Source organism: uncultured Roseobacter sp., from assembly GCF_947493125.1.
Lineage (GTDB): Bacteria > Pseudomonadota > Alphaproteobacteria > Rhodobacterales > Rhodobacteraceae > Roseobacter.
The window spans coordinates 83407-97194 of the sequence record NZ_CANLQB010000010.1 but is presented as its reverse complement, the minus strand read 5'-3'; the positions used below and the strand labels follow the sequence as shown (position 1 = coordinate 97194).

At 62.5% G+C, this 13788-nt stretch carries 10 protein-coding genes; 4 read left to right on the top strand and 6 right to left on the bottom strand.

Going from position 1 to position 13788, the window contains the following annotated elements; translation table 11 throughout:
• Positions 1 to 384: 384 nt before the first annotated feature.
• From idi to Q1A71_RS20155, 6 genes are read right to left on the bottom strand one after another with little or no spacing between them, the layout of a single operon-like run.
• On the bottom strand, positions 385 to 918 hold the full coding sequence (gene idi / locus Q1A71_RS20180; protein WP_299680909.1) for an isopentenyl-diphosphate Delta-isomerase: 534 nt from the start codon (positions 916 to 918) through the stop codon (positions 385 to 387).
• The gene (locus Q1A71_RS20175; RefSeq protein WP_299680906.1) at positions 915 to 2093 is read right to left on the bottom strand and encodes a geranylgeranyl diphosphate reductase; all 1179 of its coding nucleotides are present in this window, start codon (positions 2091 to 2093) and stop codon (positions 915 to 917) included. The genes idi and Q1A71_RS20175 overlap by 4 nt, the downstream gene beginning before the upstream one ends.
• A 3-nt stretch (positions 2094 to 2096) precedes the next feature.
• The gene (locus Q1A71_RS20170; RefSeq protein ID WP_299680903.1) at positions 2097 to 3383 is read right to left on the bottom strand and encodes a BCD family MFS transporter; all 1287 of its coding nucleotides are present in this window, start codon (positions 3381 to 3383) and stop codon (positions 2097 to 2099) included.
• Complete coding sequence (gene chlG / locus Q1A71_RS20165) at positions 3380 to 4279, bottom strand: chlorophyll synthase ChlG (protein ID WP_299680900.1); 900 nt, start codon at positions 4277 to 4279, stop codon at positions 3380 to 3382. Before chlG ends, Q1A71_RS20170 begins: the two co-directional genes overlap by 4 nt.
• Before the next feature lie 59 nt (positions 4280 to 4338).
• Complete coding sequence (gene ppsR / locus Q1A71_RS20160; protein WP_299680897.1) at positions 4339 to 5760, bottom strand: transcriptional regulator PpsR; 1422 nt, start codon at positions 5758 to 5760, stop codon at positions 4339 to 4341.
• A complete protein-coding gene (locus Q1A71_RS20155; protein ID WP_299680894.1) occupies positions 5757 to 6539 on the bottom strand; it encodes a hypothetical protein in 783 nt (260 codons plus the stop codon). Before Q1A71_RS20155 ends, ppsR begins: the two co-directional genes overlap by 4 nt.
• Before the next feature lie 310 nt (positions 6540 to 6849).
• Between Q1A71_RS20155 and bchF the strand changes: the two genes are divergently transcribed.
• From bchF to Q1A71_RS20135, 4 genes are read left to right on the top strand one after another with little or no spacing between them, the layout of a single operon-like run.
• Positions 6850 to 7362, top strand: a complete 513-nt coding sequence (bchF, locus tag Q1A71_RS20150; RefSeq protein WP_299680892.1) for a 2-vinyl bacteriochlorophyllide hydratase — start codon at positions 6850 to 6852, stop codon at positions 7360 to 7362.
• Complete coding sequence (locus Q1A71_RS20145) at positions 7359 to 8645, top strand: ferredoxin:protochlorophyllide reductase (ATP-dependent) subunit N (protein ID WP_299680889.1); 1287 nt, start codon at positions 7359 to 7361, stop codon at positions 8643 to 8645. Before bchF ends, Q1A71_RS20145 begins: the two co-directional genes overlap by 4 nt.
• Before the next feature lie 40 nt (positions 8646 to 8685).
• Positions 8686 to 10200 carry a ferredoxin:protochlorophyllide reductase (ATP-dependent) subunit B gene (gene bchB / locus Q1A71_RS20140; protein ID WP_299680886.1) on the top strand — a complete coding sequence of 505 codons (1515 nt, stop codon included), beginning with the start codon at positions 8686 to 8688 and terminating at the stop codon, positions 10198 to 10200.
• Positions 10190 to 13762 carry a magnesium chelatase subunit H gene (locus Q1A71_RS20135; RefSeq protein ID WP_299680883.1) on the top strand — a complete coding sequence of 1191 codons (3573 nt, stop codon included), beginning with the start codon at positions 10190 to 10192 and terminating at the stop codon, positions 13760 to 13762. Before bchB ends, Q1A71_RS20135 begins: the two co-directional genes overlap by 11 nt.
• Positions 13763 to 13788: the final 26 nt, after the last annotated feature.

The following is a 13788-nucleotide window of genomic DNA, read 5'->3' as shown; positions in this document are numbered from 1 at the left end:
CATTGTGGAGATACCGCAGCGAACGGAACTTACGCAACAAGCGAAAAGTCAATTTTTCCCATTAAGCTCAGATCGCTTACATAGTCAAAGATCTGCACTACTTGAAGTCATTTCAAATCATGATCTTTCCTACGCTCCGCGAGCGCCAAGACTTCATAGATACAATGCTCTGTCTCACGATGGCAGATTGGGGCCTCATCTGGACGATCAAGTCGCAGATGTCTGGTTCCTGCTCTTTGCGTCTTGCCATTCTCGACGTGCAATCATGTCATGATTTGGCCTTCAACCATCTACAAGAGAGCATCACTCGTCGACTTGCTACCTCAGTCTGAGATCGCGTCACTCTACAACCAACTACCATTTAATCATTTGACGGAGATAGATCTAGGATACAGCTGAAAGACCTTCAAAAATGGTCTCGCCGTGCTCTTGTAGGTAAATCCGCAACCACGGAGTGAAACGTTCTGGCGTCCTTTCTACCTCGGCACTCAATTCGCAAAATCGCATCCATGAAACCGCCATGACCTCATCCGGGTTCAGCGTGATTTTCAGCCGCTGCGGAGCCTCAGCGACAAAAACATCCACGACCTCATGCTCGGTCAGACCGCCGCCGACATCCGCGCGATACTCCAAGTGGTGCCGATGTTCCGGCACAATGCTCGTCAACCCGATCTCTTCCTCCAAGCGCCGCACCGCACAGTCCAGTGGGTCTTCGTCCCATTCGGGATGGGTACAGCATGTGTTCGCCCAGAGGCCCGGCGTGTGGTACTTGCTCATCGCCCGCTGCTGAAGCAACACCTTGTCGCCGTCCAGCACGAACACCGACACCGCCTTGTGCCGCAGGCCTTTCACGTGCGCCTCGAGCTTTTCCACAGGCGTCAGCGTGCCTTCGACCCAGGCTGGTATCATGATCGTCATACGCGCGTCGGTGCCACAAGACCGCTCAGATGTGCAAGGTTCTTCAGCCCGATCTTCAGATGGGCCATGGGCCGCGCGCGCACCAGCTTCTTGTTCATGTAGGCCTCGAAGGTCAGCCGCTGCACGTCAATATCATGGCAGAGCGAGACAAAGCGCTCGCGGCGCTCATCACTCCGGTAATATGCGTTTTGCATGGATCCAAGCACGCGGAACACCATCTTGTGCTCTTTCATGAAGAGCGACCGCGCCAACTGCAGATCTTTCACCCGGCCAGACGCCAGAGCCGCGGCACAGGCGGTTGCGGCCACCCTGCCGCCGACCATCGCATAATAGATACCCTCACCGGAAGACGGTGCTACGACACCTGCCGCGTCCCCCGCAAGCACAACATCCTTGCCATTGTCCCAGCGATCCAGCGGTTTCAGCGGAATGGGCGCGCCTTCCTTGCGGAGCGTTTCGCAACCACTCAACCCTGCCGCTTCGCGCAGTGCGGCCGTCGCTTGCTTGAGATCAACGGAGGAAACCTCCGTCCCCATACCGACGCTGGCGCTATCACCGTGCGGGAAAATCCAACCGTAGAAATCAGGCGAAATCTCACCGTCGTAGATCACGTCGCACCGCACCGGATCATAGACGTCGGACTTGCCCGGCGCCTTGATGATCTCGTGATAGGCCAGCACATACGGTATCTTGTCACCGCCAGGCACCTCGGCCCGACCGACCTTGGAGCGCGCCCCATCGGCGCCGATCACAAGCTTGGTCTGCGCCCGGCGTTCCTCGCCTGTGGCCTTCTCACGGTAAACCACGAAGGTGCGAATGCCCTCGCGCTCGATCCGCATGAATGTGCCTGTGAGCGCGGTGGCTCCAGCCGCCGCAGCCCTTGCCCGAAGAAACGGATCAAAATCCTTGCGGTCCACCATGCCGACAAAACCGTTCTCGATGGGAATGTCCACGTGCCGCCCTGTGGGGGAGATCATCCGCGCCGTATTGACCTTGGCGACCAACTGATCATCGCCGATGTCGAAGTCCTGCATGAGGCGAGGCGGAATGGCCCCGCCGCAGGGTTTGATGCGCCCATCGCGATCCAACAGCGCCACCTTATGGCCCGAGTTCACCAGATCAAGGGCAGCCGTCGCCCCCGAAGGCCCACCACCGACGACAAACACATCATACATGGGTCATTCTCCCGGGACCAGATTTCGGTGTGGCACGCCGGGCCGGTCCATGACCCGCAGTGCCATAAGGGCGGCGGCCACGAAGAGCCCCGCTTCAATCAAGAAAACCGTTCCAAAGGCCGCAGCGTCCTGCCCAACGCCCGCACGCATCACATCGACCAGCGCGGCCCCCGTCAGACCACCAAAGCCGGCCGCCATGGCTTGCGCCGCACCCCAGAGACCCATGCGCGTGCCCTCGCGCGCCTGCCGCCCCTGCCCTGCCAGTGCCATCATCGATCCGATAGCCGCAACCGCGAAGACACCGTTAAAAAATCCGAGGCCAACCACCGCGGGCACCAACAGCGCGACCGCACCGATTTGCCCAAGCAGCGTCAGCGCGACCAGCATCGCCGCCGACCCGAGGCATCCACCGATCACCCAGGCGCGCAGGCTGCCCAGCTTGAACCCGGTGCACATGATGCCGACAACAACCATACCCATGAAGACACCGCCGTTCTGTGCGCCAGCCAGCGAGGTCGATTGCCCAGGTGTGAAGCCGAAGACCAAACCCGCATAGGGTTCGAGGATCAGCTCCTGCATGAAGTAGGCGGTCATGGACAGGAACACGAAAAAGGTGAAGTTGCGCGCCCTGCGCTCGGCCCAGATCTCGGCAAGCCCTTCGCGAAACGGCATGGGCGCGGCCTCCGGGGCAGCATCCACGCGTGCCTCAATGCCCCAGACAGCAAAGCAGGTCAGCAGAAGTGCGCCACCTGTCACACAAGCAACGATGCGCAGCAACAGGCCCGTCGAATAGGGATCCAACTGCGCGCCCACGACGCCTGCGGTGATCGCAATGCCAGCAATCATCATCAGCCAGGTGATCGTTGCAGCCGCCGCGCGCCGCGGGGGGGCTGTGGCTGTGGCCAAAAGGGCCAACAGGGATGTGCCCGAGGCCCCTACCCCCAACCCGATCAGCGCGTAGGCAGCAACCGAAATGCCAAGCCCCAGACCGAACCGGCTCTCCAGCACAACGACTCCGTAGGCGGCCAGCATCGCGCCGGCAGCCAACGCCGCCATACCGAGGATGATCCACCGCGTTCGGTTGCCGCCGGTATCGGACAGAAACCCCCAGTTGGGCCGGGTGATCTGAATGCCGTAGTGCAGCGCCACCAGCAGCCCCGGCAGCACCGCGGGCAAGGCCAGCTCCACCACCATCAGCCGGTTCAGCGTCGAGGTGGTTAGCACCACAATTGCGCCCAGGCACATCTGAACGAACCCAAGGCGGATGATGGCCAGCCAGCTCAGCGTCATGTCAGCCCCCGCACCGCAAAGGCGGTGATCATCATGCCGCTCACATAAAGCGACACACCGGTGCCATTATACCATGGCGCTTTCGCCTTCGGATCCTTGAACATCACGGTCATCGCCCAGAACTGCACGCCGAGCACAGCGGCCACGCCAAGGCCATGCAGCGGCTTGTCCCACAGGAACAGCAACGCCACTACGATCATCTGCGGCAGGGCCATGACCGTACAGGCGACCTTGGCCGCGCGCTCTGGGCCAAGTGTCACCGGCAGGGAGTTCACCCCCATTTGCCGGTCGCCTTCCAGCGCCTTGAAATCGTTCAGCGTCATGATCCCGTGCGCGCCAATGCCATAGAGCAGCGCGACGGTGATCACATAGACAGACGGCGCCCCCGCGCTCAGGATCGCGGCGCCGGTGAACCACGGCAGGGTCTCATAGCTCAAGCCGACAAGCCCCGGCCCCCAAATCCCGGAGCGTTTGAGCCGGACGGGCTCCGCCGAGTAGGCCCAGGCAGCCAGCACGCCGACAACCGTGGCGCCAAAGCCCCAAGGCCCAAACTGCCAGCCCACAATCAGTGACAGCACCGACATGGCCAGCGCAATCCACAACCCCCAGCGGCCCGGAATGCGCCCCGAGGGGATCGGCCGGTCGGGCTCATTGATCGCATCCACATGGCGGTCGCACCAGTCATTCGCCGCCTGGCTCATACCGCAGACAATTGGCCCGGCCAGGATGACACCGAGGATGACCAGCCACCACTGCCCCGCGGGCCAGACGCCCGACGAGACCACGCCGCACAAATAGGCCCACATCGGCGGGAACCATGTGATCGGCTTGATCAGGCGCAGTGTTGCTGCTGGGTCAGGAAAACGGCGCGACTGTATGACCTGCGTGACAGACATGTGTCAACTATGGCTGACAGTTTGAGTCGGTGCAAGAGGACAGAGCGGCACAGGCGGTATCAGTTGTTCTTGCTGAGCAACCCGTATTTGCGCAACTTCACGTAGAGGCTCTGGCGCGACAGGCCCAGCATTTCGGCAGCAGCCACACGGTTATTCCCGGTGAGTTCCACCGCGGTTTCAATGCACATCTTCTCAACCACATCCGTGGTCTCGGCTACGATGTCTTTCAGGGAGGCAGATCCCACCAGATCCATCACATTGCGCGACGGCTCCGCAGGCATTTGCGCCGTGGCAACACCCTGCGGGCGGCTGGCTTCCATATGGCTGACGTCCCGAATGATACAGCCAATGAGTTGCGCGCCCTGGTCTTCCAGATGCGTGGCCGATACCTCCACCGACAATCGGGTCCCCAGATCATTGATCAACTTGGTCGCATAGACCCGCATCTGCCCCGATCTTTGAGGCTGGTCGATCAGCACACCAAGATCGATCTGACCCCGCGCAAGAAAATCCGACAGGCTGCGCCCCACCACATCCGATAGATGTGCAGCACCCACAACGTCCAGAAAACTCTCGTTAACCGAAGTGATCACACCCTTGCCGGTCATGAAAACCATCGCGTCACTGCCCGCACGGAATAGCGCCAGCGCCTGGTTCGCCACAGTATCAGTGATCGTGGCCGCTTCCTCGTCCGAGGCGATGCGGCAGAGAAGGACCCGCTGGCCACCAGCGCGAAACACAACCGGCCGCACGATCACCGACTGCCCGCTCTTCTGCGCCTTCAGTGTGACCCGCCCGCCCTCTTCGGACAGCGTTGCATTCATCAGGCTTTCTGTCAGCTCGACGGTCGAGCGGTCCGAGAAATGCTGTGCGAAGGTGCTGCCGCGCAGGGCATCGAGCTTAAGGCCCAGCAAACCCGCCGCGGCCTCATTCGCATCATCCACCCGCCCGGATTGAACCGAAACAAAGACAATCGCATCATCCGTGTTCGCCAGGAGCACGCGAAAGCGCGCGTCGAACTCCCGCCGGGCCTCATATCCCTGTTCCAGCGCAATCTGCGCCTGCACCAGCTGCTGCTGCGTCTCGGCAATGGGCCGAAGATCACGGCCAAGCAGCAAGCAGGCGTTCTCATGGCCAAAGCGGTGGAACGTATATCGCACCGGATACTGCCACACCGCATTGTCACTGTGGTTGAGCTCCAGCGGCTTGCGCGGCACCTCCCCACCCAGGTAGGCGGCATGCGCGGCCTCGAACTTCGGGACGGTTTCCCGCGTCAGAAACTGGACGATCGGGCGCCCTTCCCAGTGCTTGAGATTGCCGAAGGACTCGCTGTGTGTGTTGAGAACCACCGAAAGGATGATACCCTCAGCCGAAACCACCAAGGCGATGTCGGAGGCTGCGCCGATGATGCTGCTGAGAAACTCCGGTTCAATCAGTGGAACAGCGCCGCTGCTCCAGAATGTGTTGCCACCGGTCGTCATCTAGAGGTTGGCGCCGTGCCGCTTTTGGAACAGAAGGCCACGGCGTCCTTTGCAATGCTGGTCACGATGTCAACGCCCGTCTGGTCCTTCAAATCTTCCGCATCATCCAGAACCCCTCCACCAAGTGCGATGACCGGCTGCACGATCGATGACGTTCGGATGGTGTGCACTGTCTCTGCGGCAGTTTCAAGGGTCTCGACCCGCGCGCAGGAGATCATCACCAGGTTGGGACTTTCTTCCAACAATCGGGCCTGCAGGCACCCCATCGACTCATCGAAGGAGACGGACACCTCACAACCCATGCGACGCAGTTGCGCCGCCACAACGCTGGTACCAAGAAAATGCTGCTCACCCTGCGGCAGAAGAACCAGCACTCGCAGGCGGCTGTCGTCCGGCGACAGATCAATCTGCATTTGCCCGTTCGCCTCGCTCAACAGCGCCTGCAACCGCAACGCCCCCACGGTGACATCTGCAAACCCGATGTCATCAGCGACCCAGCTTTCACCCAGCATGCAGGACGCCTGCGGGATATAAAGGTCAATAATCTCATCATGGGTGAGGCGATGGCCCCGCATCTCATCGAACACCAGCGCCGGGTCAAACGCCGTTCGCGACAGGATCGCGCGCATGAGATGATCGAGCACGAATTGGCGTGCGCCGTCCCGCCCCACGACCTGTCGGTCGCGCAGGACAGAAATGACCTTTGTAGCGAGCGCACCGACATCCTCCGGTCGGTTGCGCTGAAGGCCACGCGTCTGCGATTGATCATCTTGCGACATGGCACCACCTGGGCGGACTCTGGTTCGAAGCGCAGGACAGGAGCCCGCACAGAGTCGTCAACTGCACCAAGCCTCCGCTTTGAACCCTACAATGTCAAATCAAATTGACAGATTTGGGTCGCTCCAGTGCAATAAAGTGCACGCCTCAACGTCGTCATTTCAATATCTGTGGGCTTTTTCCACGAAATGGGGCCTCGGAGCCTTCTTCAGAAGTGTCAATCTGATCAGTCAAAGGTGTAAGTTTGAGTTGACACTTTTCTGTGAAAGCAGCTACCGTCAAAAGTGAAGATCGGGAGAGGTCATTCACGCGATGCACAATCGGAGCGCGCATAAAACCGTGCCAGCTGGGCTCTATACGGCTGAAGAACGCGCCCGCCGCGACGCCACGATCTGGACCCTTGTGCAAGGCATTCTGGCACCGCTGCAATTCGTCGTTTTTCTGGTCTCCCTGGCGCTTGTGCTGCGCTATCTCGCCACGGGGCTCGGCTACGAGGCCGCAACCATCTCGATCCTCCTGAAAACCGCTCTGCTCTACCTCATCATGATCACCGGCGCGATTTGGGAAAAAGTCGTTTTTGGTCAATACCTTTTCGCACCGGCCTTCTTCTGGGAAGATGTCTTTTCTTTTGCCGTCATCGCGCTGCACACAGCCTATCTCTGGGCGCTCCTTTCGGCGGCACTTTCGCCCGTCTCCCTGATGCTTCTCGCGCTCGCCGCTTACGCGGCCTACGTGATCAATGCCGCGCAGTTTTTGCTCAAGCTGCGCGCCGCCCGGTTGCAGGCCCAAAGGGCCCCCGCCCAAGCCCGCGAGGCAACCGCATGACCGAAGCCCCCCGCCTGCCCATTTCCGGTGGCTGCCGCAACGAACCGATTCTGAAACAGCGCGGTCAGCGCGAGGTGTTTTGCGGGCTCACCGGCATCATCTGGCTGCACCGCAAGATGCAGGACGCGTTTTTTCTGGTGATCGGCAGCCGCACCTGCGCGCATTTGCTGCAATCCGCCGCTGGCGTGATGATTTTCGCCGAACCGCGCTTCGGCACGGCGATTCTCGAAGAATCGGACCTTGCCGGGATGGCAGATGCACAGACCGAGCTCGACAAGGTGGTCGATCAGTTGCTCGCCCGGCGCACTGACATCAAACAGCTTTTTCTCGTAGGCTCCTGCCCCTCAGAGGTGATCAAGCTCGATCTGAGCCGCGCTGCCGAGCGGATGACCGAGAAATACGCCCCCTCCGTCCGGGTTCTCAACTTCTCGGGCTCGGGCATTGAGACGACCTTCACCCAAGGCGAAGACGCCTGCCTTGCGTCCATGGTCCCGGTTCTCCCAGACACCGCGGAACGCCAACTCGTGCTCGTCGGCGCCCTGCCTGATGTGGTGGAAGAGCAAGCCGTTTCCCTGCTCTCTGACATGGGCATCGGCCCGATCAAGGTGCTGCCCGCCCCCCGCGCCGACACGGACCTCGGCGTCGGCGAAAATACCGTCTTCGCACTGACGCAGCCCTTCCTTGGCGACACCCACGCCGCCCTCGAACGCCGCGGCGCCCGGCATCTCCCGGCTCCCTTCCCCTTCGGCGAAGAGGGCACCACGGCCTGGCTACGCGCAATCGCAGACGAATTTGGCGTTGATGCCGATACCTTCGAGCGGGTCACCGCAGCCCCCCGCGCCCGCGCCCGCAAGGCCATCGCACAGGCCGCACAGGCCCTGCGCGGCAAATCCATCTTCTTCTTCCCCGACAGCCAGCTTGAGATCCCGCTGGCCCGCTTCCTCACTCGGGAATGCGGCATGGAGGCCACCGAAATCGGCGCCCCCTTCATCCACAAAGGCATCATGGGCCCCGACCTCGACATGCTGGCCCAGGGTCCAACCTTCTCCGAAGGCCAGGACGTCGATCTCCAACTTGACCGCTGCCGCGCGGCACGCCCGGACCTCACAGTCTGCGGCCTCGGCCTCGCCAACCCGCTGGAGGCAGAAGGCCTCGCCACCAAATGGGCGATCGAACTCGTCTTCACGCCCGTGCACTTCTACGAGCAAGCGGGTGATCTCGCGGGCCTCTTTTCCCGCCCGCTGCGCCGTGCAGATCTCTTGGACCTGGAGGGCACGGCATGACCCTTCATTCTTCCCAAAATACTCAAGTCCGGCGCGCATCATGAAGCTCACCGTCTGGACATACGAAGGCCCGCCCCACGTCGGCGCCATGCGCGTCGCCACCGGCATGACCGGCCTGCACTACGTCCTGCACGCGCCTCAGGGGGACACCTACGCGGACCTGCTCTTCACGATGATCGAGCGGCGCGATCACCGCCCGCCGGTGACATACACGACCTTCCAGGCCCGCGATCTGGGCTCGGACACCGCTGATCTGTTCAAAACCTCACTGCAGGACGCCTACACGCGGTTCGAACCCGAAGCGCTGATCGTTGGCGCCTCCTGCACCGCTGAACTCATCCAAGACGACCCCGGCGGCATGGCCGAAACCATGGACATCCCCGTGCCCGTGATCCCGTTGGAGCTGCCGAGCTACCAGCGCAAGGAGAACTTCGGTGCGGACGAGACCTTCTTCCAGATCGTGCGCGCGCTCGCCAAACCGATGGACCGCACCGCGCAGATCACCTGCAACCTGATCGGGCCAACCGCGCTCGGGTTCCGCCACCGCGACGACATCACCGAGATCACCTCACTGCTCAGCGATATGGGCATCAGCGTGAATGTGGTCGCTCCGATGACCGCGAGCCCCTCGGACATTGCCCGGATGGGTGCGGCCCATTTCAACGTGCTGATGTATCCAGAGACCGCCGAAAGTGCGGCGCGCTGGATGGAACGGGAGCTCGATCAGCCCTACACCAAAACCGTGCCCATCGGCGTTGGCGCCACCCGCGATTTCGTCGCCGAAGTGGCCCAGATCACGGGGCTCGCCCCCTACCTCGACGAAAGCCGCCTGCGCCTGCCCTGGTACTCCAAGTCGGTCGACAGCACCTATCTCACCGGCAAGCGCATCTTCCTCTTCGGCGATGGCACCCATGTCGCCGCCGCTGCGCGTATCGCACGCGACGAGATGGGCTTCGACGTGGTGGGCCTCGGCTGCTACAACCGCGAAATGGCCAGGTCGATCCGCGCGCTGGCCAAGGACTATGGTGTCGATGCGCTGATCACAGATGACTACCTCGAAGTCGAGCGCGTGATCGAAAAGCTTCAGCCCGAAATGATCCTCGGCACGCAGATGGAGCGCCACATCGGCAAGCGTCTCGGCATTCCCTGCGCCGTGATCTCAGCACCGGTGCATGTGCAGGATTTCCCCGCGCGCTATTCCCCTCAGATGGGGATCGAGGGTGCAAACGTGATCTTCGACACCTGGGTGCATCCGCTGGTTATGGGCCTGGAAGAGCACCTGCTGCACATGTTCCGCGACGATTTCGAATTCCACGATGCGGCGGGCCCCTCGCACCACGGTGGTCACACTCCCAAACCCGAAGACCCCCAGGCTGCGCCTGCCTCGATGGGCAATGTCATCTGGCTCGAAGATGCGGAACGCGAGTTAAAGAAGATCCCTTTCTTCGTGCGCGGCAAGGCGCGCCGCAACACCGAAACCTTCGCAAGCGAACGCGGCGTGTCGGAAATCAGCATCGACACGCTTTACGAGGCCAAGGCCCATTATGCGCGATGATCAAGGCATAAACGGGCGCTTGCCCGGATATCGCGTCGTGATCCTGACGTTGGACAGCCACGCGGCTGGCCCGGCCCTGCGCGCGATGGAGAGGCTCAGCCTCGACTACCCCGGCCTCACCCTCTCGATCCACGCAGCCGCCGAATGGGGCGAGACGCCCGGCGCCTTTGAGACAGCCAAGGAGGCGGTCGAGACCGGCGACATCATCATCGCAAACCTGCTGTTTCTTGAAGAGCACATCAGCCGCATCCTGCCCAGCCTTGAGGCCCGGCGCGATCATTGCGACGCGATGATCGGCGTGATTGCCGACGCGACCATCGTCAAGCTGACCCGCATGGGCGCGCTCGACATGATGGCGCCGCAATCGGGCACGATGAAGCTGATGAAGCGCCTGCGCGGCTCTTCAAAACCGTCGAGCTCCTCGGGTGCGCAGAAGATGGCGCTGCTGCGGCGCCTCCCGAAAATCCTCAAGTTCATCCCCGGCAAGAGCCAGGACCTGCGTGCCTGGTTCCTGACGATGCAGTATTGGCTCGGCGGCTCGGATGACAATGTGGAAGCGATGGTGCGCTTCCTCGTGAACCGCTATGCGCGTGAGCCCGGCTGGGCCAAGGCGCCCGAAGCCGCCGCCCCCATCGAATACCCCGACACGGGCCTCTATCATCCCGATCTGCTCGGGCGGATCACCACCGATGTCACCAAGGCACCCGGCCCGAAGGGCGCAACCATGACCGTGGGTCTTCTGATGATGCGCTCCTACGTGCTGTCGTCGGACACCGCCCATTACGACGCGGTCATCCGCGCGTTTGAAGCGCGCGGCATCAAGGTGCTCGCCGGGTTTGCAGGCGGGCTCGACGGGCGCCCGGCCATTGATGGCTACTTCCGCGACGGCGCCGAGGTCAAGATCGACGCACTGGTGTCTCTGACCGGCTTCTCGCTGGTCGGCGGCCCCGCTTACAACGACAACGAAGCCGCCGTCGATGTGCTGAAGAACCTCGATGTGCCCTACATTGCCGCGCATCCGCTGGAGTTCCAGACGCTGGGTCAGTGGGCCGCTTCGGCGCAGGGTCTCGGCCCCATCGAAACCACGATGCTGATCGCCCTGCCCGAGCTTGACGGCGCCACGACACCCACGGTCTTTGCCGGGCGCCACGGCGAGGCCGGCTGCGCTGGCTGTTCGCGGACCTGCGGTGCTGCCGCGCAGGGCAAGGCCATGGCTCCGTGCCCCGAGCGCATCGAAGCCCTCGTCGCGCGCACCGAACGGCAGGCCCGCCTGCGGAAGTCCGAGGCCTTCGACCGGACGGTCGGCATTGTCCTCTTCGGCTTCCCACCCAATGCGGGCGCGGCGGGCACTGCTGCCTATCTCAGCGTTTTTGAAAGCCTTTTCAATACGTTGAACCGTATGAAGGCGGAAGGCTACGATGTCGATGTGCCCGCAGACGTTCAGGCCCTGCGCGCCGCGGTGCTGCAAGGCACCGCGCAACGCTACGGCCAGGAGGCCAATGTCGCCGCCCATGTGAGCGCCGATGACATCGTCGCCCACACACCGTGGCTGAACGAGATCGAAGCACAATGGGGCCCTGCCCCCGGTCGTGTGCAATCCGACGGGCGCGGGGTGTTCGTGCTGGGCGCACAATTCGGCAAGGTCTTTGTCGGGCTGCAACCAGGCTTCGGCTATGAAGGCGACCCAATGCGCTTGCTCTTCGAGCGCGGCTTCGCGCCGACACATGCCTTCACCGCGTTCTACCTCTGGCTCAAGAACACGCTGAAAGCCGACGTGCTCTTGCACTTCGGGATGCACGGCGCACTCGAGTTCATGCCCGGCAAGCAGGCAGGTCCATGTGGTGCCGACTGGCCCGACCGGCTGATTGGCGATATGCCAAATGTCTACCTCTACGCGGCCAACAACCCGTCCGAGGCGACGCTGGCCAAGCGGCGCAGCAATGCGGTGACCGTCAGCCACCTGACCCCACCGCTTGCGACCGCCGGGCTCTACAAAGGCCTCGCGGAGTTGAAAGACAGCCTCACCCGCTGGCGCGGCGCCGATCCGGCAGCACCCGAGCGGTCAGACCTGGAGGCACTCATTTCCGAGCAAGCCGAGGCCGTCGACATGGGCGGCGTGCCTGCCGAAACACTCTGGATCAAACTGCTCGAGACCGAGGATGCGCTGATCCCGGAGGGCCTGCACGTGGTCGGCCAGCCGCTGAGTGACACCGAGCGCGCCGAATACCTGCGCATTCTGCCCGATGTGGATGACGAGACGCGGGCGCGCATCGATCACCTGTTGCAACAGGAAACCGAGCTTGACGCGCTGATGGCCGCGCTCGCGGGCCATTTCACCGCGCCCGTGGCGGGCGGCGATCTGATCCGCTCACCCGAAATCCTGCCCACCGGGCGCAACATCCACGCCTTCGATCCCTTTCGCATGCCCACCGCCTTTGCATGCCAGGACGGTGCAAAGCAGGCGCAGCTGCTGCTCGACACCCATGCCACCCTGCCCCGCACCGTGGCCCTTGTGCTCTGGGGCAGCGATAATATCAAATCCGACGGCGGACCGATTGCTCAAGCGCTCGCACTCATGGGTTGCACTCCACGCTTCGACAGTTTCGGGCGCATTTCCGGTGCAGATCTGATCCCGTTGGAGGAACTGGGCCGTCCGCGCATTGACGTGATCATGACCCTCTCGGGCATCTTCCGCGACCTGCTGCCCCTCCAGACTCGCATGCTGGCCGAAGCGGCGCTGAAATGCGCCTGCGCCGAGGAGCCTCTGGAGCAGAACTACATCCGCGCCCACGCGCTGGCCTATGCAGAGAAAACCGGCTGTGCGATGGAAGAGGCTGCCCTGCGGGTCTTCTCGAATGCCGAAGGCGCCTATGGCTCCAACGTGAACGGGTTGGTTGATAGCTCCGCCTTTGGAGACGAGGATGAGTTGGCCGACGCCTATGAGGCGCGCAAGAGCTATGCCTACGGCACCGACGGCAAGGCCGCCGCCAATGCGGCCCTGTTGCAGGCCACCCTGGCCGAGGTCGACGTGGCCTATCAGAACCTCGAATCCGTGGAATTGGGTGTCACAACCGTGGATCACTACTTCGACACCCTGGGCGGCATCGCCCGGGCGGTGAAACGCGCCAAGGGCACCGACGCCGCCGTCTACATTGGCGATCAGACCCGCGGTGGGGGCAAGGTGCGCACGCTGAAAGACCAGGTGGCACTGGAGACCCGCGCTCGCAGCCTGAACCCGAAATTCTTCGAAGGCCTGCTCAAGCACGGGCCCGAAGGCGTGCGCCAGATCGAGGCGCATGTGACCAACACGCTCGGCTGGTCCGCCACCACCGGCCAGGTGGACGACTGGGTTTACCAGCGCATTTCCGAAACCTTCGTACTCGACCCCGAGATGCGCCAACGCCTCGCTGATTTGAACCCCACCGCCTCCAGCCGCATGGCCAACCGCCTGCTGGAAGCGAATGACCGCAACTACTGGTCCCCCGACGCCGACACGCTGGCCGCCTTGCAAGAGGCCGCCGACGCGCTCGAGGACCAGCTCGAAGGGATCGCCGCGCAATGACGGCGGCCCCAACAGAAACCCCGAGG

Bases quoted from the DNA above. Each gene is read 5' to 3' on its own strand.
- idi (WP_299680909.1), bottom strand. From the start codon at position 918: ATGACGATCATGATACCAGCCTGGGTCGAAGGCACGCTGACGCCTGTG.
- Q1A71_RS20175 (WP_299680906.1), bottom strand. From the start codon at position 2,093: ATGTATGATGTGTTTGTCGTCGGTGGTGGGCCTTCGGGGGCGACGGCT.
- Q1A71_RS20170 (WP_299680903.1), bottom strand. From the start codon at position 3,383: ATGACGCTGAGCTGGCTGGCCATCATCCGCCTTGGGTTCGTTCAGATG.
- bchB (WP_299680886.1), top strand. From the start codon at position 8,686: ATGAAGCTCACCGTCTGGACATACGAAGGCCCGCCCCACGTCGGCGCC.
- chlG (WP_299680900.1), bottom strand. From the start codon at position 4,279: ATGTCTGTCACGCAGGTCATACAGTCGCGCCGTTTTCCTGACCCAGCA.
- Q1A71_RS20155 (WP_299680894.1), bottom strand. From the start codon at position 6,539: ATGTCGCAAGATGATCAATCGCAGACGCGTGGCCTTCAGCGCAACCGA.
- Q1A71_RS20135 (WP_299680883.1), top strand. From the start codon at position 10,190: ATGCGCGATGATCAAGGCATAAACGGGCGCTTGCCCGGATATCGCGTC.
- bchF (WP_299680892.1), top strand. From the start codon at position 6,850: ATGCACAATCGGAGCGCGCATAAAACCGTGCCAGCTGGGCTCTATACG.
- ppsR (WP_299680897.1), bottom strand. From the start codon at position 5,760: ATGACGACCGGTGGCAACACATTCTGGAGCAGCGGCGCTGTTCCACTG.
- Q1A71_RS20145 (WP_299680889.1), top strand. From the start codon at position 7,359: ATGACCGAAGCCCCCCGCCTGCCCATTTCCGGTGGCTGCCGCAACGAA.